Genomic DNA, 19,070 nt, shown 5'->3' with positions numbered 1-19,070 from the left:
CGCCTCACGCCCGGCGGGTATCGCTGGACGTGGTGACGTGTGCGGTAAACAGCGCGACCCCGGCCCGTGCCGCGTACATCGCCCACATCAGTTCAGCCGCTGCGCGAGCCTGGCGGCGTTTGCGGTGGAGGGTGAAATCGATGACGGTGGCGGATGTTTGCATGACGTAAATCTCTGGGGACTCAATGGCTCTACAGTAATCGGTGCCGCTTATTTCCATAAATACTGAGTTTGCATTTGGTAATTCTATTTTGGACTTAACGCCGATGGGTGCCTATGCGTTCATCAATGGTGACCCGCCGCGCTTCACAGGCTTCCCACCACAGACCGTGTGCCGGACCAAGCCCGTCGCAAAAACGATTTCCAAGGATTTACCCCCATGCCCCCCGCGTTTCCGTTCACCTCCCGAAAAGCCTGGCCCTTGCTGGGCTTTGGCGCCGCCCTGAGCTTCAGCCCGGCCACCCAGGCCGAAGACACGCTGCAACTGGCCCCCGTCGAAGTCAGCAGCGCCGAACTCAGCGCCGACGAACTGGCCCAGGCCCAGCTCAAGAGCGTACCCGGCGCCACCAACTACATCGACATGGGCAGCGTCGATCAGGGACGGGTGAGCACCAACGAGGACGTGTTCAAGTACCAGGCCGGTGTTTATGCCAAGGCGGCGAACAACGAAGGGGTCAAGCTTTCGATCCGTGGCTCGGGTATCAACCGGGGCCCGGGCGCCCACGCTTCCGGCCTGTATGAAACCTTCGACGGCCTGCCACTGACCGGCCCGGGTGGCACGCCCTACGAACTCAAGGACCCGTTGTGGCTCAGCCGCGTTGAAGTGCTGCGTGGCGCCAACGGTTTTGACCAGGGCGCATTGGCCCTGGGTGGGGCAGTCAATTACGTGACCCACACCGGCTACGACGCGCCCAGGCTGCAAGTACGCTACGAAGCCGGCAGCCATGGCTACAGCCAGCGAGAGATCAGCTCGGGCCAGGTGCTGGGGGATGCCGACTACTACATCAGCCTCACCGACTCGCAATACGACGGTTTCCAGGACCACAGCGCCGGCAGCGGCAAGGGCATCGCGGCCAACTTCGGCTACCGCTTCAACCCCGACCTGGAAACCCGCTTCTACTTTCGCTACCGCGAAACCGACAACGATTCCCCCGGCAAACTGACCCGCGACCAGATCAGCCACGACCCGCGCGCCGCCGCCAGCCTCAACGTGGCGCGAGACTCGAAACGCACGCAACCGGGCTCGACCTGGATCGCCAACAAAACCACCCTGCACCTGGACGACAACGCCCGGGTCGAGGTCGGGCTGGCGTATCACGATTATCCGATGGACTTGCGCGAGGGCACCAACCGTCTCAAGGTTGCCTACACCGACGTCAGCGGTACCCTGAATTACATCCGCCAGGACACTTTGTTCGGGCGTGACAGCAAGACCACCCTCGGCCTGCGCACCACCCAGGCGATGCCGAACAACGGCGGCTCGGAGTTCGTGCGGATCCCCACCGGCAATACGGCGGGCTACGCGCCTGGCACCAAGACCCGCGACTACAGCTATCTGGGTTCGGACACCGTGCTGCATATCGGCAATGACCTGGAACTGCTGCCGGACCTGTGGCTGACCACCGGGCTGGCGGCGATCTACACCCGTCGTGAAACCGAAGTCAGCTACCCGCAGACCCACACACCCGTCAGCCAGCAAGATTGGGATTACGCGCCAAGGGTTGGCCTGCGCTACGACTTCAGCCCCCAATTGCAGGTGTACGGCAACCTGAGTCGCTCGGTGGAACCGCCCCATGCGTGGTCGATGATCTGGGGTTCCAACAAGTACTTCCCCGTGGGCAGCGGCCCGGCCAGCGGTTTGCAACGTGAAGGGGTGAAGCTGAAAAACCAGACCGCCACCACCCTGGAAGTCGGCGGTCGCGGTGAAGCGTGGTTCGGCCAGTGGGACCTGGCGCTGTACCGCTCCGAGGTGCGCCACGAACTGCTCAGCGTCGAAACCCAGGCCGCGACGTCCACCACGTCCGCAATAATCGCCGAATCCAACGCCAGCCCAACCGTGCACCAAGGCCTGGAGCTGAGCCTGATCAGCCCGCTGTGGGACGGGGGCCGCACGGGCCAGCTCGCCCTGCGCCAGGCCTACACCTACAGCGACTTCCACTACCGCAACGACGACCGCTTCGGCGACAACACCTTGCCCGGCATCCCCAGGCACTACTACCAGGCGCAATTGCGCTACAGCCACCCTAGCGGTTTCTACACCAGCCTCAATGGCGAACATTCATCGCGGGTCGCGGTGGACTACGCCAACTCCTACTACGCGGCGGCCTACACACTGCTCGGCGCGACGCTCGGGTACGACGCGCCGAAGCACGACTGGCAAGCCTGGGTCGACCTGCGCAACCTGACCAACCGGCGTTACGCGAACACGGTCACGCCGGGTTATGACGACAAGGGGCTGGATGTGGCGCGGTCGACGCCGGGGGATGGCATGGGGGTTTACACCGGGGTTTCCTGGAGCTGGCGTTAATCCGTAAAGTGTTTGATGTTCGCAGTGGGTGATTGCGGGCAAAGGGCACGTTCAGCGAACGAAGGCTGCATGCACCAGGCGCTGCAGCTGCGTTCGCTCCCACAGGCTCATCAGATCGAGCGGATTGGTGCCGTAACGTTGCCAGGTGTCCAGTGAACCTTGCCTGTTATCCGGTGCAATACAGCGCAGGCAGCACTCCAGAGCCGTCCCGCAGGTTGACAGCGTGACCTGCCAGCCGTCGATGTCGACAACCATTTGCTCGTCGCTGGAGCTGACGGGTTTCAGCGATCGAACCTCTAATGCCACGTCCTTGAGCAGTTGATAGGCCTCGCGGGTGGAGACCGTGTTGGCGAAGGTTGTCATGCGTGATGTCCTTGTATGAGTCGCAGAAGTGTCGCGTGCGCACTGGTCGCTTTCAAGGTGGGCACAGCAAGTCGCAGATTCGTTGCAACCCATCACTCCATCCTTGCTCCCCCTTCGTTTTACTGTCATCGTTCGCGCAATTGGTAATCTTTCTTGTTTGAGAAATTTTTGCGCATGCATGACTTTCCTGTAGCTGATGGTGATATAGCCCGTCGCCAGCAGACCATCACCACCCTCTACAGCGACCATCATTCCTGGTTGCACGGTTGGCTGCGCAAGAAACTCGGCTGCTCGCAACATGCCGCCGACCTGGCCCACGACGCGTTTATCCGCATCCTGCTGCTGGCCGACCCCCATACCATCAAGGAACCCCGCGCCTTCCTGGCCACCACGGCGGGGCGCTTGATGATCGATGGCGCGCGTCGGCGGCGCATCGAAAAGGCCTACATGGAAGCCCTGGCGATCCAGAGCGAAGATGCCGGCATGCCGGACCCGGCGGCGATTCATGTGGCACTGCAGGCCCTGGAACGCATTGCCGAAATGCTCATCGGCCTGCCCGCCAAGGCCCGCGAGGCATTCCTGCTCAGTCGCCTCGACGGGCTGACCTACAGCGAAATCGCCGAACAACTGCAGGTGTCTTCCAGCACCGTGAAGAACTACATCTCCAGTGCGTTGGTGCATTGCTATCACACCCTGCACGGGGCGGACCCGCTGTCGTGAGTTCCGAGCAGATCATCAGTGAAGCCGCCCACTGGCTGACGTTGTTGCACGACGACCACGTGACCGAGGCCGACCGCGCGGCCTTCGAGAAATGGTGCCAGGCCGATCCACGGCATGCCGTCGCCATCGAGCGCATGCGCAGCCTGTGGGGCAGCCTCGACGAGTTGCCCGCCGCCCCGGCGCGCATGGCCCTGAACCGTGCATTTGCCCCACAGAAAACAAGGTTTGCCGCCCGTAGCACCCAGGCCGTCGCGCTGTTGGGTGTGTTGCTGTGCGGCTGGGCCGGGATTGAGCGCCTGCCGGTGTGGATGGCCGACCAACGCACCAGCGTGGGCGAACGGCGCCAGGTGGCACTGACCGACGGCAGCCAGGTGCAGCTCAACAGCAACTCGGCACTGGACGTGAAGTTTGACGGCCACCAACGGGTGATCGAACTGTTGCAGGGCGAGATGTGGGTCGAGGTGGCCAAGGACGCGCAACGGCCGTTCGTGGTGCACACCGACCAGGGCACGGCCACGGCGTTGGGCACGCGGTTCCTGGTGCGCAAGGCCGAGGATGGCGCGACCGTGGTCACCGTGATCGAGTCCACCGTGGCCGTCAAAGGCACCGTTGCGGGCGACGTGAAAGTGCCGGCGGGGCAGAAGTCCACGCTCCAGGACGGCCGTGCCGGCACCCCACAACCCATCGGCAACGCCGACCCGGATGCCTGGACCCGTGGTTTGCTCAAGGTCGACGACCAGCCCCTGAGCGAGGTCCTGCAAACCCTCGCCGGTTACCGCCATGGGCTGGTGCGCTTTGATCCGCAGGCGCTGCAAGGGATGCGCGTGTCCGGGGTATTCAAGCTCGATGACACCGGCGCGGCACTGGCGTCGCTGGCGGATAACCTGCCGATCAAGGTGGAGTACTTCACGGATTTGGTGGTGGTGATCAAGCCGCTGTAAAAAGTCTGAATAAAAACTGCTCTCATTCATACCCGATTTTCCGACATGGCCGTCATGACTAATAGAACCCCCATTTCCCAGGACTTCTCATGTCGCGCCTTGCTCGTCCTTTACAGCCATTGACCCTTTCAGTGGCGATGGCGTTTGCCGCCGTACCCCTGCTGACCGTTCAAGCGTCCTACGCGGCTGAAAGCGCTGCGTTCTCCATTCCCGCCGGTGACCTGAGCCAGGCCCTCAACAGCCTCGCCGAACAGGCGGGCCTGGTATTGGCCTTTGATTCGAGCCTGACCCGTGGCAAACACAGCAATGGCCTGAACGGGCAATACAATACCGACGCCGCCCTGGCCCAAGTGTTGGCCGGCAGCGGCCTGCAAGCCCTGAAGATCGCCGACGACCGCTACCGTCTCGAAGCCATCCCGCACACCGATGGCGCCATGGAGTTGCAGGCCACCACCATCAGCGGCGCGTACCCGTCGGAAAGCCCCACCGGCCCGGTGTCTGGCTACGTGGCCACCCGCAGCCTGTCGGGCACCAAGACCGACACCGCACTGATCGAAACCCCGCAGTCGATCTCCGTGGTCACCAAAGACCAGATGCGCGCGCAGAACGCCGAGAGCCTCAACCAGATCCTGCGCTACAGCGCTGCCGTGATCCCGGAAACCCGTGGCTCCACCGCCTCGCGTCTCGACCAGTTGACCATCCGTGGCTTCACCCCGGCGACCTACCTCGACGGCCTGCGCATGCCGTCGAGCCGGGATGCCTTGCCGCAAAAAGACGCCTTCGACCTGGAGCGCGTCGAAGTGCTGCGCGGGCCGGCGTCGGTGCTGTACGGGCAGGGCACCCCCAGCGGGGTGATCAACATGGTCAGCAAACGCCCGCTGGACACGCCGTTCCATGAAGTCGGCGTCGAGTACGGGACCTTCAACAAGAAGCGCACGACCTTTGACTTGAGTGGCCCGCTGGACGACCAAGGCGTTTATTCCTACCGCGTTGCCGGCCTGTTCGACGATGCCGACGGGCAGATCGACCACACCGAAACCCGGCGTCAATCCCTGTCCACCGCCTTCACCTGGCGCCCGGACGAGAATACTTCGCTGACCTTGCTCGGGCATTTCCAGAAAGACCCCAAGGGCGCGTCCTACGGCTCGATGCCAGCCTGGGGCTCGGTGCTGCACAGCCCGACGGGGCGCAAGATCGACGTGGATTTCTACGACGGCGAGAAAAGCTTCGAGAAGAGTGACCGCGAGTATTACTCCATCGGCTACGCCTTCGAGCATCACTTCAACGATGTCTGGACCGTGCGCCAGAATGCGCGCTACCTGCGCAGCGAAGGGCAATACCGCAGCCTCTACAGCAACTACCTGGAGAGCGATTACCGCACCATCCGCCGCTCGACCATCGCCAGCGACGTGAATATCGACGCCTATGCCCTCGACAACCAGTTGCAGGCCAAATTCGACACCGGGCCGTTGCAGCACACCGTGCTGATGGGCGCCGACTACCAGAACACCAGCACCGACACCAAGTCGGGCAGCGGCGTGTACACGGCAGGGCCTACGCTGGATATTTTCGACCCGGTCTACGGCGCGGCCGTGCCGGTGCCGGCCTACACCAGCGACGCCACCTCGCGCAGCGAGCAAACGGGGGTGTACCTGCAAGAGCAGATGAAGTGGGACAAATGGGTGCTGTTGATGGGCGGGCGTTATGACTGGGCCAGCACCGACAACAGTACCCTGGCGATGACCACCCAGAAAAAGACCAAGTCGTCCCAGGACAGCAAGGCCTTCACCGGCCGCCTGGGCCTGGTCTACCTGTTCGATAACGGCCTGGCGCCGTATGTCAGCTACTCGGAATCCTTCCAGCCGCAATCCGGCACGGGCTACGGCGGTTCGACGTTCCAGCCGACCGAGGGCAAGCAGACGGAAATCGGCATCAAGTACCAGCCGCCGGGCAGCAACAGCTTCATCACGGCTGCCATTTTCGACCTGCGCCAGACCAACGTACCGACGCTGGACCCGGACGCTTCCCACCTGTGCAACGGCTCGCGTTGCCAGATTCAGGACGGTGAAGTGCAATCCCGCGGGTTTGAACTGGAAGGCAAGGCCAGCCTGAACGACAACCTGGATATCACTGCGGCCTATGCCTACCTGGATAACCGCATCAGCAAATCCAACAACACCGTGCGTTATGCGCCCATCAGCGACATCGGTGTCGGTCCGGCCATTGCGGCCGAAGGCACCACCACCTACGCCGTTCCGCGTCATACCGCGTCGGCCTGGGCGGATTATACCCTGCACGACGGCACTCTGAAGGGCTTCGGCGTAGGCGCCGGTGCGCGCTATGTCGGTTCTTCCTGGGGCGATACCGCCAACACCCTGAAGGTGCCGGGCTACACCTTGTTCGATGCAGCGGTGCACTACGACATTCCGCACATCAATCGTCAGGGTGACAACCTGCGCCTGGCAGTGAACGCCACCAACCTGGCGAATAAAGAGTACGTCGCGTCCTGCTATTCCTACTCGTGGTGCTGGTATGGCTCGCAGCGTACCGTGCAGGCCAGTGCGACCTATCAGTGGTAAATAAAAAGGCCTTGGCGAAAGGATTCGGGAGCAGCATCGCCAAGGCCGAAAAACGTTAGTTCGCCACCGGCTCAATCAGCTTGGAAACCACCGGCGCCTGCCACTGCTCCAGGGCATCAATCAGGGCGCCGGGGTCTGCGTTGAACATCAGCATCCGGCTGTGTTCGACCTTCATGAAGCCCTCCTGCACAGCGTGATCGAGCAGGGCGCGCACCGGGTTGAAGAACCCCGCCGTATTCAGGCACGCCACGCCCTTGTAGTGTTCGCCGACCTGGGTCAGCGTGGCCGCCTCGAACAACTCCTCCAGGGTTCCCAGCCCGCCGGGCAAGGCAATGAAACCGTCGGCGCAGTCGCTCATGCGTGTCTTGCGGCTGCGCATGTCTTGGGTCACTTCATGGTGGGTAAGCCCGGCGTGGGAATGGCCGCGTTCATGCAGTAACTCGGTGATCACGCCGATGACTTCGCCACCTTCAGCCAGCGCAGCGTCCGCCACCACGCCCATCAAGCCCTTGTGGGTGCCGCCGTAGACCAGGCGTATGCCGCGCCGGGCGATTTCCCGGCCGAGGGCTTGGGCGCCATCCGCATAGCGCGGGTTGAAGCCGAAATTGGTACCGCAGAAAACTGCGAGGCTGCGCAGGGGAGTGGGCATGGGCATTCCAGGCGGGTGAGGACAGGCTGTCCAGCATGGCGCCACTCGCCGGTGGGCAAAAGAGCCAAGAACCGGCTGGCGGATCAGGCCATGAGTGCGTCCAGGATGCGTTTTCCAAGGGCTTCGGCGATGGCCTCGGACTCGATATTGGCAAAGCCCAGCAGCAGGCCGGGGCCGGTCTGGCCTTGAATGTTCCAGTCGCTCAAGGCTTCGGCATAAATGCCGGCCTGCGTCAGTCGTTCCACGCACAGGCGGTCTGACTGTTGTGCATTGAGGCGCAGGATCAAGTGCATCCCGCCCGGCTGGGCGTCAATCGAAATATGCTCGCCCAAGGCCTTGCGCAAGCCCCTGGCGGTGGCCTCCCGACGCTCACCGTAGAGCTTGCGCATGCGCTGGATATGCCGCGCAAAATGCCCCTCGGTCATAAACGTTGCGACGATCGCCTGGGTCAACTCCGGGCAGCCCCCGAGGAAGGTCTGGCTGACATGTTCGAAGCGTTCCACTTGAGCTGCCGGCACCACCAGATAGGCCAGGCGGATGCCGGGGAACAACACCTTGCTGAAGGTTCCGGCGTACAGCACCCGGCCGTCTCGGTCCAGGCTCTTGAGGGCCGGCAGCGGGCGGCTCACGTAGCGGTATTCGCCGTCGTAGTCGTCCTCGATGATCCAGGCCTGCTGGCGACTCGCCCAATCCAGCAGCTCCAGGCGCCTGGGCAAGGCCAGCGAGACACACAGCGGGCTTTGATGGGCCGGCGTGACCACTACGGCGCGGGCGCCTTTGCCCTGTTGCACGGCCTGGGATACCTGCATGCCATCCGGGTCCACTGGCACCGGTATGGCCTTGATATTCAGGTAATCCAGCAACGGTCGGGTGAACAAGTAGCCTGGGTCTTCCACCAGCACCCGATCGCCCGGTTCCAGCAGTGCATGGGCGATCAGCCCCAGCGTATTGCGATAGCCCGAGGTGACGAAGACCTGCGCCGGCGAACAGTGGATGCCCCGGGCGACCTGCAAGTAGCTGGCAATCGCCGTGCGCAGCGAGTGCAGGCCGAACACGCACGGGTTGGCCATGTCGGCGACCTGGGTGGCCCGCACGCAGCGGGCGGCGATTTTCGACCAGATCTTGCGAGGGAACGCGTCCAGTGCGGGCAGCCCCATTTGAAACGGCAACACGGCGGCCTTGTGCCGCACGGCATTCTGGTCGCTGGCCGTCATGGGGCGCTCCGGCAGGCTGGCCTTGATCCCTTCAGCCACCACCGTGCCGGCCTGGCCTCGGGCCTGGATATAGCCCTCGGCTGCCAGCAGCGAATACGCCGTGTCGATGGTGCCCCTGGCCAACCCCAGCTCCTTGGCCAGGGCCCGGGCTGCGGGTATGCGTTCGCCCGGCTTGAGCAAACCGTCGGCAATCGCGCTGCGGAACCGCCAGTAAAGTTGCCGGTAAATCGGCTCCGCGGCGCCGGCGTCCAGCGGTGAAAAGGCCTTGATCGAAGTGCTCATCCGGCGGCGGGTCCTGTTCAGGTGGCGAAATAATCGTGCAGCGCCTGGTCGGTCTGGCGGCGCGTCTGGGCCAGAGTTTCCGGGCGGGAAGCGGTGCCTTCGACGGTGAAGAAGGTCACGTCATGCAGGCCGATCATGCCCAGTATGGTTTTCAGGTACGGCGTCAGGAAGTCCGGCTGGTGCGCGCGCTCCCCGGAAAACCGCCCGCCTGAGGCGATGGCGACGAACACTGGCCGGTCCTGTAACAGGCCGATCTTGCCCTGGGCCGAGATATCGAAGGTGCGGCGCACCCGTGCGATGTGATCGAGCCATAGCTTGAGGGCCGCGGGCACCGAGTAGTTATGCATAGGGGTGGCGATCACCACAATGTCGGCCAGCTCCAGTTCCTGAACAAGCCGCTCGGACTGGGCCATCGACCCCTCGGACGAGACGTCCACGAGGGACTGCTGGGACGTTGCATAAGGCTCGTCCACCGGTGCCAGGGCATTTGCGGCAATGCCGCGCTGGATCACCTCGGCGTCTGGATGCCGCTGGCGCAGGCATTCAATGATCTTGAGGGAGAGGGCGTTGCTTTCTGACGCTGGCCCGCGAGGGCTGGCACTGACATGGAGGATATTCATGGTGCGCTGCTTCCTGGATGGATGGCCTTCAGTCTACGAACCTCATGACCCAGGCCAAAGAGCCAAGAATCAAGATTCAGAGTAGGCCATGTCCGCGCATTCATGGTCTGGTGTTCAAGCCAGATCATGGATCTTTTGGGGTAGGCCATGGCGCCGCAAGATGGCGGCTTCATCCAACCGCTACAGGATTTCACCATGACAACGCGTCTCGACTACTCCAAAGCTTCCCCTGAAGGTTACAAGGCGTTCGGCGGGGTTTACGTCTACCTGCAAAACAGCGGCCTGTCCAAGGAGCTGATCGACCTGGTCTACCTGCGGGTTTCGCAAGTCAACGGCTGCGCCTTTTGCATCGACATGCACTCGCGGGACCTGCTCAAGCAAGGCCTGGCCGTGGACAAGCTGGTGCTGGTGCCAGTGTGGCACGACGCTGGCGCAGTCTTCACCCAGCGTGAGCGCGTGGCGCTGGCCTTTGCCGAAGCCGTGACCGCCAGTGATGTTTCGGACGCCGACTATGCGGCAGCGGCCGCCGAGTTCAGCGACAAGGAACTGGCTGACCTGACCTACGGCATCGCCTTGATGAATGCCTTCAACCGACTGGGCATCACCTTCCGTACCACGCCAGCGGCGGCTGCCAAGGCATAGCCAACGCTGATTCGGTGTGGCGGGGCTGCTCGCCACACACTCACTGTATTTCCTGAGGGCTCATCCCATGGCATGGCTACTGCTCGGCTTGGCCGGCATCCTTGAAATCGCCTTCGCGTTCGCGATGAAGGCCTCGGACGGTTTCACCCGATTCACCCCCGGATTGCTCACCGTAGTGACCGGCGTTTCCAGCGTGATCCTGCTGTCGATGGCACTGCGCACCCTGCCGGTGGGCAGCGCCTACGCAGTGTGGACTGGAATCGGCGCAGCGGGCACCGCGATCCTCGGCATGGCTTTGCTGGGCGATTCCACCGCACCGTTACGAGTGCTGTGCATCGTACTGATCCTGGCCGGCGTGATCGGCCTGAAACTGGTCTCCGCCAACTAGTGCTGCCTGCGAGCGGGTATTTCTCGGAGATGGCCTTTTAACATTCCCACCCACTCTTTATCATCCGCCCCCAGCAACTCCGGCCATGGAGACGCTCCATTCACTAAGGAAGTCGTAATGCACATTGGAAAAATGCTGGGGTTGGCCCTGATCACGTTGTCGATGGGCGGCTGCGCCAGCTTCACGAAAGACGAAGTAGCACCCGTCACGCTGCCGTCGAAGGCCAGCTACGCCAACAAACCGAACGTCTACGTAGACTTCAAGTTCTACCAGGGCGAGCCGACAAATGCCGCCGCGGCCGAAGTCCCACAAGCGCGTGAGATGCTCAAGCCACAGCTGCAGAAAGTCCTGACTGACTCCGGCCTGTTTGGTCGCGTGACCCTGGATGAATTCCAGAAGCAGCCAGGCGATTACAGCCTGCGCCTGAAGGTCTACAATCATCCACCGGGTGGCGGCCAACTGGTACTGGCCTTTATCAGCGGGTTTACCTTCACCATCATTCCGGCGCTGGGGACTGATCAGTACACCATGAAGCTGGAATCGGTGGACGCACAAGGCCAGGCACTGAGCACCGGCACCAACCACGACTCGATCAATACCTGGATGGGCATCTGGTTCATCCCGTTGATGGCCAACACGCCGAAATACGCGGTGACCGATACCTTCACCCGCCAGGTCAATGCCCTGCTCAAGCAAATGGTCGACGGTAATAACCTGAAGTATTCGGCGCTGGATGCCGGCGTGCCACGGGCGTGACACGTAACTGAACGTTTGAAACAGCTGCGAGGGCAGGGTGGCCGACCCTCGCAGCCCAGGCCTTACTTAAGCGCCTTGATGAACAACGGGTCGCTGTACAGCGACTTGAGCAAATCCCGCACCATCGGGTTGTAGGCGTTGGCGGCATTCGGGATCGCAATGAACCCGAAGAACGAACTGGGCCAGGTGTGATTCACTTCCTTGGTCGCGTCGTACACCACGTCATTGCCCTTGAGCAGGGTAAACCGCGCGGCCAGCGTGCCGTTGCCGGAGCCCATGCCTGCCGACAGCGAATTCTTCACCACCAGCACTTGCAGATGACGTTCTGCTTGCGGGTTCAGCAGGCCTGCCAGTTGCAGTTCCTGGGTGATCGCAGCCTGGATATGCGCCGGGATGCTGCCACTGGGCGAGCGGATCGGGTTGGCACGTACAGACAACGAGCCTTCGCCCGACGCGGCCGTCACCTGGGCATTGCTGACGGGTTGCAGCGGCGCTGCTTGCTTGAGGACCTGGACGTTATCGAAGTTCGGCTCGTATTGCGTCATGGTGACGCCGCAGCCTTGCAACAGCAGTGCGAGCAATGGGGTCAACAGTAGAAGCTTTTTCACGGCGTTTCCTTGCGTGAGTGTGGGAGAGCGCCGCGATTATCGTCAGGCAATGGGCCATCGGCAACCAATAGTGGCAAAATGCCTGAGTGGCAGCGCTGTTACTTGGTTCGGTTTCAGGTCGGAAAATTCATCGAGAAGGCAATTTGCTGGCCCCTTTGTAACAAAATTCTCGCCAAAATCACTTTTATTTTCAGGTGGTTAGGCGGGATGCAAATGCGCAATGTTGGAATCATGCTGATCGCCTGTTCCCTGGCGGGTGGGGCGGTTTCGGTTGAGGCACGGGAGCTGCGGGACAACGACAAGTACATGTGCAGTTGGGGGGCTGGCACCGCCGCCCGGGCCCAGGAATTGAAGCTGTCGGGCGTCTCGCTGTACGCCGCGCGGCAGAAGCTGAAGACCTACCAGTTCAAGAAACCCTGGATGCACATGATGGCCATGGGCATCACCGAGCAGACCTACGACAGCCGTTCGCGGGTCAAGCCCGAGGTGATTCGCCAGAGTTTTTATCAGGACTGTTTGCGCTACAAGCTGGCGCGTAAATAACCCTTATTTATCCAGCAGCAATTGGAGCCTTGAGAACGACTGGTCGTAGTTGGGCTCCCACGGAAAGCGCCCTTGTTTGTCCGGCCAGACCATTTGCAACGCAGGGAAATCAGCTTTGATCGAGGCGTAGAACCAGCCGGCATAACCGAGGTACTCGCGGTAGTGCCTGCGGTCTACAGGAATGAAGGCGATGCGCATGCCTTCGGCAATATCGTCATAGGGCTTGTAGGTTTCATAGGCGGCTTTTGCACCGGCAAAGCGGATCGCGGCGATGTTCAGCAACTGCTGGGCAATCTGCGGGGGCAGCCCGAATACGATGATTTCCGGTTGGCCGAAGTTGGCGTAGAACCCCAGGGAGTAGGCGAACGAAGGCTCACCGTCTTCAGCCCGCACATGCACATGGTGCCAGCCGATCTTCTTGATATCCGCCAACACCTTCTCGTCATATTCCGAATCTGCCTTGGGCAACTGGAATCCCGGAAGCGGGGCCTTGGCTGAAGTGTTCATCGAGAACAATGAGGCGGCGAAGAGGGCGACGGCGCGAATGATGTTCATCAGAGTCCTTTCTGCGGGATCAGGGGTTGAAAGCGCGATGAGGCTAGCAGTGTTGGGTTCGCTCGGCAAAGTGACCGATGCACCGCCCAGTACAAAATCTGCGTAAGCCTGTCCAACTTCGCCCCGGAGCCCGTCCGCATACTGGCCCCAGGTAATCGAAGAGGCACATGCCATGACCCGCTACGTCATCACCCCCAACGAAACCCCGTCCCTTGCCATCCACGGCGACGACGCCCGCTTCCCGCTGCGCCGGGTGTTCTGTGTCGGGCGCAACTACAGCGAACATGCCCGCGAAATGGGCCACGACCCCGACCGCGAGCCGCCGTTCTTTTTCATGAAGCCGGCGGATGCCGTGGTGCCTGCCGAGGGCGTGATCGCCTATCCGCCATTGACCGCCGACCTGCACCATGAAGTCGAGTTGGTGGTGGCCATCGGCAAGGGCGGCGTGGACATCTCCCCGGAAGATGCGTTTGCGCATATCTGGGGTTACGGCCTGGGCATCGACCTGACTCGCCGCGACCTCCAGGCCCAGGCGAAAAAGCTGTCGCGGCCGTGGGAATGGGCCAAGGCCTTCGATGAATCGGCACCCTGCACCCCGTTGCAGCCGGTGAGCGCCGTCGGCCATCCGGCCAGCGGGCGTATCTGGCTCAAGGTCAACGGCGAGCAACGCCAAGTGGGCGACCTGGCGGACCAGATCTGGTCGGTCAGCGAGGTGATCAGCCATGCGTCCAAATCCGTGGCGCTGAAAGCCGGCGACCTGATCTTCACCGGCACCCCGGCGGGCGTCGGCGCCTTGCAACCGGGCGATGTGGTGACCGCCGGGATCGACGGCCTGGCGGAACTGAGCTTCACCCTCGGCCAGGGTTGACGCTACAGTGGTGCCCAGGCCCTCCGAGAAGTACGTATGCCCGGCACCCGCATCACCACCTATGGCATGGAACAACGCAGCGACCGCTCCGACTTCTACATCCGCGACAAGCGGGGCAGGGCGGCGCTGACCAGTCCCCATCGCCACGAATACTTCCAGATCCAGATCAACCTGGGCGGCGACACCGTGCAGCACATCGGCGGTGCGGTGCGCCCGTTCCCGAAAAAGGCCCTGGCCTTTATCCTGCCCCATCGCCTGCACGTGATTCCCCATCCCGACGACGGCGACTTCATGCTGATCAATTTCAGCCAGGGTTTTTTCCTGCCGCAACTGACCTGCGATCCGCTGGACCTGGAAGACATCCCCATCGGCCAGGCGCCGGAGCTGTCGCCGTTCCGCTTCCAGGAGCAGTTGGACTTCATCCTCGACGACGCGGCCTTCGAAGAAGTCAAAACCTGGCTGGAACACATGCGTAGCCTGGACGCCCACCGCAGCTTCGGCGCCCGGGAGCGGCTCAAGGGTTACCTGTTCCAGTTGATCGGGCTGGTGTGCCAACAGTACGCCGAACCGCTCCAGGCGTTCGCGGCCAACAACGCCACCCGGCGTGGGCGCAAGGATGCCCTGGCCCGGGTGCAAGGCTACATCCGCGAGCATTTGCACGAGCCGTCGCTGAACCTGACGGATGCCGCGGCGGCGGCGTTCCTGTCGCCCAACTACCTGACCCACCTGTTGCGCAAGGAAACCGGCAAACCCTTCTCCCAGTTGGTGCTCGACCGGCGCATGCAACTGGCGCGCACGCTGCTGCTCAACAGCCCGCAGATGATCGGCGCGATTGCGCACCGTTGCGGGTTTACCGACGAGGCGTATTTTTCCCGGTGTTTCCGCAAGGCCCACGGGCTGGCGCCGGGGCAGTTCAGGCGGCGTGAGCAGGATTAACGCGCAATCCGGCTGACTGTTTTACAAATCCACCACAACCGATGTGTTTCAATTTACATACAATTGAGCGTCTCATCGGGAGGCGGTGCACATGGGTTCGGTTATACGGTTGGCAACTCCGGGCGATATCAATGCCATTTTCGACATTCGCACCGCCGTGGTGCAGAACCACTTAAGCCGCGAGCAGATGGCTGAGCTGGGCATTACCCCGCAAGTCGTCGCCGACAGCATGCGCGAGGCGCCTTGCGTATGGCTTGCCGAACTGGACGGCAGGCCTGTCGCGTTTGCAATGGTTGATCTTGCCGAAGGCGAGGTGTTCGCCCTGTTTGTATTGCCGTCTCACGAGAACCTTGGGTTGGGCCGCCAATTGATGGCAGTGGCCGAGGCCGCACTGTTCGAGCACCACGACACGCTCTTCCTGATCACGGATGGGCGGGATCAGATCCGTGCCAACGGTTTTTACCAGCGGCTTGGCTGGGCAGTGGTCGACACGGCCGAGGGCGACGATGTTCGCTATCAGAAACACAAGGTGCAATGAGTGTATGAGTGAGCTGGAACCCCCTCAATCCAACGCCTTGCGCTATTTTGGCGTCGGGGTTCTATGTGTCGCGGTGTTGTTGGGGACCTATTTCGTTCGGCTCAATGCCCAGGTAGACCGGCAGCGGGAAGAGGCGGCGGAGCGACTGGCGTTATGCCGTCAGGCAGCCAGTGTTTCGCGCGCCACGCCCCAGGACGAACTTGTATTGGTGGATCCGTGCAAACACCTGTATCAGCACTATTTGAAGAAGCCCACGCACTTTTAATCAATAACCTTATGTTTATCGCGGAATTAAACAGCGAAGTTTGTTTAACGATGCGCTGTTATTGCACCAAAAAGTGGCGTTTCCAATAATCGGATCCATTAAAAAAGTGTGGTTATTGAATGACTTAGCGCTGTTTTAATCCGACGAAAGGTTGAAAATTATCTTGTTACAAGTTTTCCCGCTGGGTAATATAGACGGGCGTTCACCTCCCACGGTTTATGCATTTTTAAATCCCAAGTTTCCATCAGCTACTTGGGATTTTTTTTGCCCGCGATTCGGCTTTTGTGTCAATCCGCCACGTTGGCAAACTCTGCACGCATCCGGCCATTGCGCTTGGCCTGGTACAGCAACTTGTCGACGGCTTCGACAAAGGCCAGCGCCGCGCCGCCCGGCGTTACCGTGCAAGTGCCTACGCCCAGGCTCAGTGTCAGCAGGTCCGACACCGCCGAGTGCTCATGCGCGATCTGCTGCTGGCGGATCAAGTGCAGGCAGCGTTCGGCCACGCGCCGTGCCGACTCGGCATCGGTTTCCGGCAACAACCACACAAATTCCTCGCCGCCGATGCGCGCAATGAAGTCCCGTGGCCGGTTGGCCGCCTGCGACAGCGTGCGTGCCACCTGGCGCAGGCATTCGTCGCCCTTGATATGCCCGTAGAGGTCGTTGTACTGCTTGAAATAGTCGATATCCAACAGGATCAGCGACAGCGGCAATTGGCTGCGCTGGGCGCTGGTCCACTCCCGCGCCAGCACGGTATCGAACATGCGCCGGTTGGCGATGCCGGTGAGGCCGTCCTGGAACGAATACTCCTCCAGCTGTTTTTGCAGGCGAATCAGGTGTTCTTCGGTCTTCTTGCGCTCGCTGATGTCGAACATGAAGCCGATCAGCGCCTGCACCTCGCCGTCCTTGCGCTCCACGTGCACCACGTCGCGAATCCACACGTACTCACCGCTGGCGGTCAGCGCCCGGTAATCGGCTTCGTGGTCGACCCCGGCCCGGGACTGGGAGACGCAGAAGTTGACCACATACTCGCGGTCGTCCGGGTGCATGCGTTCCACCCAGTCATCGACGGTGGCCCAGCTCTGCGGCGTCCAGCCCAGCAGCGCCTCGATCTGCGGGCCGATGTAGCTGAAAGTCATGGTTGCCCAGTCGATACGCCAGGGAATGGCCTTGGTCGATTCCAGCAACGTCTTGTACACAGCACTGTCGGGTTCGATCAAAGGTTCGATGCTCATGCGGAGTGCTCTCGGTGTCGGAAAAAAACCAGAGCATCTGGCCATCATCGCCAGGAAGCAAGCCCTTCGCGCGGCATCGGATAAGAGGGTGTCGGTGTGGTTTTTTTGGCGTCAGCCGGCCAGCGGTTTTGGCCGAAATGCGCACCAAGTATCACTTTTGCATTAATTCCCGGGCAGTTTGAAAAAGCTCATCTACCCTAGACGGATCACGTCCTCCGAGCCCCGTACAGGGAAGGGTGCCCGCATGATTTCGATCGCCGAGTTTCGCCACATCATGGAGTCGGGCTTCCTGCCCCTCGCCTGTGACTGCTCATTGAACAGCGACGGTTCGCTGCGCATCAACATCTTCGACCCGGCCTCCGGGCGCGTCGACCTGCTGCTGCCCCGTGTGTCGCCCCAGGGTCTGGACAGCATCCGTTCCATCTCAAACCTGATTGGCGAACTGCGCACCGAGATCAAGGCCGGGCGCAGGGGTTTTGCAGCGGTCAGTTAGCGGATCAGGAGATCGCTTGTGCCGTCGGGGTAGTCACTACCCCGTAACCGCGCCAGCAGCAATGCTCGCGGTGCCCCGGCAGGAACACGCAGCCGCCAAGGTTCATGAGCAGGACGGCGGCAACCAGCAGTGAAATTCGACGAGACATGGTGATTTCCTCAAGGTGATGGGCGTCGCCAACCAACAGAACGCGCCTGTCGATTACCAACGGTTAACCCTTGAACGCGGCCATATGGATAAATCCGTCGCGGCCTTTCAACAATTTCATCAACTCCCCGCAAACCCTGGGCAATACTGGCCCTGCCTGCCGTCCTGAGCGGTCGCGATAAAAAGTTCTTTTTGTTGCGACGGATTTTCGGACACCTGCCGTTCAACCCTACAACTGCGATCACTGGCGATCGCCGATGAAGGAGTTGTCATGAGACTTGCACGACCGCTGGCCAAATTACGTTATGCCCTGTTGATCCCGCTGGCACTGGCCGCCCTGGTCAGCACGCCGACGTTTGCCCAGACCGAAGTGATCATCCGCGAAGCGCCACCGCCGATGCGCGTCGAGGCCGTTCCCGTCGAACGCCCTGGCTATGTGTGGGATCGCGGGCACTGGCGCTACGAAGGGCGCGGTTATGCCTGGGTACCGGGCCACTGGCAGCCGGTGATGCGCAACGCCCGTTGGGAACCTGGCCACTGGGAATCGCGCGGCCCCAACTGGTACTGGAGGGAAGGGCACTGGATCCGCTGAGCATTCCGTCAACCTGACCCTTAGCCACCGGACCGAGACTTGCCCTATTGAAAGACACTGATCCGGACGTTGAGCTGTTGGCCCGCATCGGTAACAACGAACCGGCGGCCATCAACGAAATGGTGACGCGCAAACTGCCGCGTTTGCTCGCGCTCGCCAGTCGGATCCTCGGGGATGCCGACGAGGCCAGGGACGTGGCCCAGGAAAGTTTCCTGCGTATCTGGCGCCAGGCTGCAAGCTGGCGCAGTGGCGAAGCGCGTTTCGACACCTGGCTGCACCGCGTGGCACTCAACCTGTGCCACGACCATTTGCGTCGGCGCAAGGAGCGCCCGCTGCACGATGAGGAGGCGATGAGCGAGGTGGTCGACACAGCGCCTGCGCCCGATGAACAGCTGGAAGCGGCCGCCCGCAGTGAGCACATGGCGGCGGCGTTAGCGTCGCTGCCTGATCGCCAGCGTGAGGCGATTGTGTTGCAGTATTACCAAGAGCTGTCGAATACCGACGCCGCGGCGCTGATGAACATCAGCGTCGAGGCACTGGAGAGCTTGCTGTCACGGGCCCGGCGCAACCTGCGCAGTTACCTTGACGACACACCCGGGCCCGTGACAGCAA

Annotated in this window: 24 protein-coding genes; 15 read left to right on the top strand and 9 right to left on the bottom strand. The window is 61.8% G+C overall.

The features are described from left to right. Nucleotides 1-4 precede the first annotated feature (4 nt). Nucleotides 5-163, bottom strand: a complete 159-nt coding sequence (locus HX869_RS17655) for a hypothetical protein (RefSeq protein ID WP_003219684.1) — start codon at nt 161-163, stop codon at nt 5-7. Between the two features lie 216 nt (nt 164-379). On the opposite strand from HX869_RS17655, the gene HX869_RS17650 reads away from it, so the two are divergent. Beyond that, nucleotides 380-2,527, top strand: coding sequence for a TonB-dependent receptor domain-containing protein (locus HX869_RS17650; RefSeq protein WP_178903416.1), 2,148 nt, complete (start codon nt 380-382; stop codon nt 2,525-2,527). A gap of 51 nt (nt 2,528-2,578) precedes the next feature. Here the strand turns inward: HX869_RS17650 and HX869_RS17645 are convergent, their stop codons facing one another. After that, entirely contained in the window at nt 2,579-2,890 is a 312-nt protein-coding gene (locus tag HX869_RS17645) for a hypothetical protein (RefSeq protein WP_178903415.1), read from the bottom strand. Between the two features lie 174 nt (nt 2,891-3,064). On the opposite strand from HX869_RS17645, the gene HX869_RS17640 reads away from it, so the two are divergent. From HX869_RS17640 to HX869_RS17630, 3 genes are all read left to right on the top strand, one after another. After that, entirely contained in the window at nt 3,065-3,610 is a 546-nt protein-coding gene (locus HX869_RS17640) for a sigma-70 family RNA polymerase sigma factor (protein WP_003219688.1), read from the top strand. Beyond that, nucleotides 3,607-4,551 carry a FecR family protein gene (locus HX869_RS17635; protein WP_178903414.1) on the top strand — a complete coding sequence of 315 codons (945 nt, stop codon included), beginning with the start codon at nt 3,607-3,609 and terminating at the stop codon, nt 4,549-4,551. Before HX869_RS17640 ends, HX869_RS17635 begins: the two co-directional genes overlap by 4 nt. Nucleotides 4,552-4,640: 89 nt before the next feature. Beyond that, the gene (locus tag HX869_RS17630) at nt 4,641-7,130 is read left to right on the top strand and encodes a TonB-dependent siderophore receptor (protein WP_178903413.1); all 2,490 of its coding nucleotides are present in this window, start codon (nt 4,641-4,643) and stop codon (nt 7,128-7,130) included. 55 nt (nt 7,131-7,185) lie between these two features. Here the strand turns inward: HX869_RS17630 and HX869_RS17625 are convergent, their stop codons facing one another. The 3 genes from HX869_RS17625 to HX869_RS17615 all read right to left on the bottom strand — a co-directional run bounded on the left by HX869_RS17625 (nt 7,186) and on the right by HX869_RS17615 (nt 9,895). After that, entirely contained in the window at nt 7,186-7,785 is a 600-nt protein-coding gene (locus HX869_RS17625) for a TIGR00730 family Rossman fold protein (RefSeq protein ID WP_178903412.1), read from the bottom strand. 77 nt (nt 7,786-7,862) lie between these two features. Then, nucleotides 7,863-9,275 (bottom strand): PLP-dependent aminotransferase family protein, encoded by a 1,413-nt coding sequence (locus tag HX869_RS17620; RefSeq protein WP_178903411.1) that lies wholly within the window; start codon nt 9,273-9,275, stop codon nt 7,863-7,865. 17 nt (nt 9,276-9,292) lie between these two features. Further along, entirely contained in the window at nt 9,293-9,895 is a 603-nt protein-coding gene (locus HX869_RS17615; protein ID WP_102369408.1) for an FMN-dependent NADH-azoreductase, read from the bottom strand. A gap of 195 nt (nt 9,896-10,090) precedes the next feature. Here HX869_RS17615 and HX869_RS17610 point away from each other — a divergent pair, with 195 nt between their 5' ends. The 3 genes from HX869_RS17610 to HX869_RS17600 all read left to right on the top strand — a co-directional run bounded on the left by HX869_RS17610 (nt 10,091) and on the right by HX869_RS17600 (nt 11,681). After that, on the top strand, nt 10,091-10,537 hold the full coding sequence (locus HX869_RS17610; RefSeq protein ID WP_029615984.1) for a carboxymuconolactone decarboxylase family protein: 447 nt from the start codon (nt 10,091-10,093) through the stop codon (nt 10,535-10,537). A 67-nt stretch (nt 10,538-10,604) separates the two neighbouring features. Further along, entirely contained in the window at nt 10,605-10,925 is a 321-nt protein-coding gene (locus HX869_RS17605; protein ID WP_087693029.1) for a multidrug efflux SMR transporter, read from the top strand. A 117-nt stretch (nt 10,926-11,042) separates the two neighbouring features. Beyond that, nucleotides 11,043-11,681: a hypothetical protein gene (locus HX869_RS17600; RefSeq protein ID WP_178903410.1), complete on the top strand. Its 639-nt coding sequence runs from the start codon at nt 11,043-11,045 to the stop codon at nt 11,679-11,681. Nucleotides 11,682-11,743: 62 nt separating this feature from the next. On the opposite strand, the gene HX869_RS17595 is transcribed toward HX869_RS17600, so the two are convergent. After that, nucleotides 11,744-12,289, bottom strand: coding sequence for a hypothetical protein (locus tag HX869_RS17595; protein ID WP_003219695.1), 546 nt, complete (start codon nt 12,287-12,289; stop codon nt 11,744-11,746). Between the two features lie 213 nt (nt 12,290-12,502). Between HX869_RS17595 and HX869_RS17590 the strand changes: the two genes are divergently transcribed. Continuing rightward, nucleotides 12,503-12,832 (top strand): hypothetical protein, encoded by a 330-nt coding sequence (locus HX869_RS17590; protein ID WP_023658946.1) that lies wholly within the window; start codon nt 12,503-12,505, stop codon nt 12,830-12,832. A 3-nt stretch (nt 12,833-12,835) separates the two neighbouring features. Here the strand turns inward: HX869_RS17590 and HX869_RS17585 are convergent, their stop codons facing one another. Continuing rightward, nucleotides 12,836-13,387: a DUF4262 domain-containing protein gene (locus tag HX869_RS17585; protein ID WP_003219697.1), complete on the bottom strand. Its 552-nt coding sequence runs from the start codon at nt 13,385-13,387 to the stop codon at nt 12,836-12,838. Between the two features lie 172 nt (nt 13,388-13,559). On the opposite strand from HX869_RS17585, the gene HX869_RS17580 reads away from it, so the two are divergent. From HX869_RS17580 to HX869_RS17565, 4 genes are all read left to right on the top strand, one after another. Further along, a complete protein-coding gene (locus HX869_RS17580) occupies nt 13,560-14,255 on the top strand; it encodes a fumarylacetoacetate hydrolase family protein (RefSeq protein ID WP_178903409.1) in 696 nt (231 codons plus the stop codon). 36 nt (nt 14,256-14,291) lie between these two features. Then, nucleotides 14,292-15,191 (top strand): AraC family transcriptional regulator, encoded by a 900-nt coding sequence (locus HX869_RS17575; protein ID WP_087693025.1) that lies wholly within the window; start codon nt 14,292-14,294, stop codon nt 15,189-15,191. 91 nt (nt 15,192-15,282) lie between these two features. Next, nucleotides 15,283-15,729 (top strand): GNAT family N-acetyltransferase, encoded by a 447-nt coding sequence (locus HX869_RS17570; protein ID WP_003219700.1) that lies wholly within the window; start codon nt 15,283-15,285, stop codon nt 15,727-15,729. Between the two features lie 4 nt (nt 15,730-15,733). Then, complete coding sequence (locus HX869_RS17565; protein ID WP_003219703.1) at nt 15,734-15,994, top strand: hypothetical protein; 261 nt, start codon at nt 15,734-15,736, stop codon at nt 15,992-15,994. A 287-nt stretch (nt 15,995-16,281) separates the two neighbouring features. On the opposite strand, the gene HX869_RS17560 is transcribed toward HX869_RS17565, so the two are convergent. After that, nucleotides 16,282-17,226, bottom strand: coding sequence for a diguanylate cyclase (locus HX869_RS17560; RefSeq protein WP_178903408.1), 945 nt, complete (start codon nt 17,224-17,226; stop codon nt 16,282-16,284). A 244-nt stretch (nt 17,227-17,470) separates the two neighbouring features. Between HX869_RS17560 and HX869_RS17555 the strand changes: the two genes are divergently transcribed. Then, complete coding sequence (locus HX869_RS17555; protein WP_008435982.1) at nt 17,471-17,719, top strand: DUF1652 domain-containing protein; 249 nt, start codon at nt 17,471-17,473, stop codon at nt 17,717-17,719. Between the two features lie 4 nt (nt 17,720-17,723). On the opposite strand, the gene HX869_RS17550 is transcribed toward HX869_RS17555, so the two are convergent. After that, nucleotides 17,724-17,867 (bottom strand): hypothetical protein, encoded by a 144-nt coding sequence (locus HX869_RS17550; protein ID WP_166742173.1) that lies wholly within the window; start codon nt 17,865-17,867, stop codon nt 17,724-17,726. Between the two features lie 270 nt (nt 17,868-18,137). Between HX869_RS17550 and HX869_RS17545 the strand changes: the two genes are divergently transcribed. After that, a complete protein-coding gene (locus HX869_RS17545) occupies nt 18,138-18,458 on the top strand; it encodes a YXWGXW repeat-containing protein (protein WP_003219711.1) in 321 nt (106 codons plus the stop codon). Nucleotides 18,459-18,505: 47 nt separating this feature from the next. Then, the coding region (locus HX869_RS17540) for an RNA polymerase sigma factor (RefSeq protein WP_178903407.1) at nt 18,506-19,070 on the top strand (565 nt) is incomplete at its 3' end.

The organism is Pseudomonas sp. P7779 (genome assembly GCF_013386315.1).
Classification (GTDB): Bacteria; Pseudomonadota; Gammaproteobacteria; order Pseudomonadales; family Pseudomonadaceae; genus Aquipseudomonas.
This window is presented reverse-complemented; position numbering and strand designations above follow the sequence as displayed.

What these genes read in the sequence shown, in the direction of transcription:
- HX869_RS17550 (WP_166742173.1), bottom strand. Translation starts at nt 17,867, where the DNA reads ATGTCTCGTCGAATTTCACTGCTGGTTGCCGCCGTCCTGCTCATGAAC.
- HX869_RS17600 (WP_178903410.1), top strand. Translation starts at nt 11,043, where the DNA reads ATGCACATTGGAAAAATGCTGGGGTTGGCCCTGATCACGTTGTCGATG.
- HX869_RS17560 (WP_178903408.1), bottom strand. Translation starts at nt 17,226, where the DNA reads ATGAGCATCGAACCTTTGATCGAACCCGACAGTGCTGTGTACAAGACG.
- HX869_RS17640 (WP_003219688.1), top strand. Translation starts at nt 3,065, where the DNA reads ATGCATGACTTTCCTGTAGCTGATGGTGATATAGCCCGTCGCCAGCAG.
- HX869_RS17630 (WP_178903413.1), top strand. Translation starts at nt 4,641, where the DNA reads ATGTCGCGCCTTGCTCGTCCTTTACAGCCATTGACCCTTTCAGTGGCG.
- HX869_RS17575 (WP_087693025.1), top strand. Translation starts at nt 14,292, where the DNA reads ATGCCCGGCACCCGCATCACCACCTATGGCATGGAACAACGCAGCGAC.
- HX869_RS17580 (WP_178903409.1), top strand. Translation starts at nt 13,560, where the DNA reads ATGACCCGCTACGTCATCACCCCCAACGAAACCCCGTCCCTTGCCATC.
- HX869_RS17585 (WP_003219697.1), bottom strand. Translation starts at nt 13,387, where the DNA reads ATGAACATCATTCGCGCCGTCGCCCTCTTCGCCGCCTCATTGTTCTCG.
- HX869_RS17615 (WP_102369408.1), bottom strand. Translation starts at nt 9,895, where the DNA reads ATGAATATCCTCCATGTCAGTGCCAGCCCTCGCGGGCCAGCGTCAGAA.
- HX869_RS17555 (WP_008435982.1), top strand. Translation starts at nt 17,471, where the DNA reads ATGATTTCGATCGCCGAGTTTCGCCACATCATGGAGTCGGGCTTCCTG.
- HX869_RS17645 (WP_178903415.1), bottom strand. Translation starts at nt 2,890, where the DNA reads ATGACAACCTTCGCCAACACGGTCTCCACCCGCGAGGCCTATCAACTG.
- HX869_RS17565 (WP_003219703.1), top strand. Translation starts at nt 15,734, where the DNA reads ATGAGTGAGCTGGAACCCCCTCAATCCAACGCCTTGCGCTATTTTGGC.
- HX869_RS17545 (WP_003219711.1), top strand. Translation starts at nt 18,138, where the DNA reads ATGAGACTTGCACGACCGCTGGCCAAATTACGTTATGCCCTGTTGATC.
- HX869_RS17605 (WP_087693029.1), top strand. Translation starts at nt 10,605, where the DNA reads ATGGCATGGCTACTGCTCGGCTTGGCCGGCATCCTTGAAATCGCCTTC.
- HX869_RS17655 (WP_003219684.1), bottom strand. Translation starts at nt 163, where the DNA reads ATGCAAACATCCGCCACCGTCATCGATTTCACCCTCCACCGCAAACGC.
- HX869_RS17610 (WP_029615984.1), top strand. Translation starts at nt 10,091, where the DNA reads ATGACAACGCGTCTCGACTACTCCAAAGCTTCCCCTGAAGGTTACAAG.
- HX869_RS17620 (WP_178903411.1), bottom strand. Translation starts at nt 9,275, where the DNA reads ATGAGCACTTCGATCAAGGCCTTTTCACCGCTGGACGCCGGCGCCGCG.
- HX869_RS17570 (WP_003219700.1), top strand. Translation starts at nt 15,283, where the DNA reads ATGGGTTCGGTTATACGGTTGGCAACTCCGGGCGATATCAATGCCATT.
- HX869_RS17590 (WP_023658946.1), top strand. Translation starts at nt 12,503, where the DNA reads ATGCGCAATGTTGGAATCATGCTGATCGCCTGTTCCCTGGCGGGTGGG.
- HX869_RS17625 (WP_178903412.1), bottom strand. Translation starts at nt 7,785, where the DNA reads ATGCCCATGCCCACTCCCCTGCGCAGCCTCGCAGTTTTCTGCGGTACC.
- HX869_RS17650 (WP_178903416.1), top strand. Translation starts at nt 380, where the DNA reads ATGCCCCCCGCGTTTCCGTTCACCTCCCGAAAAGCCTGGCCCTTGCTG.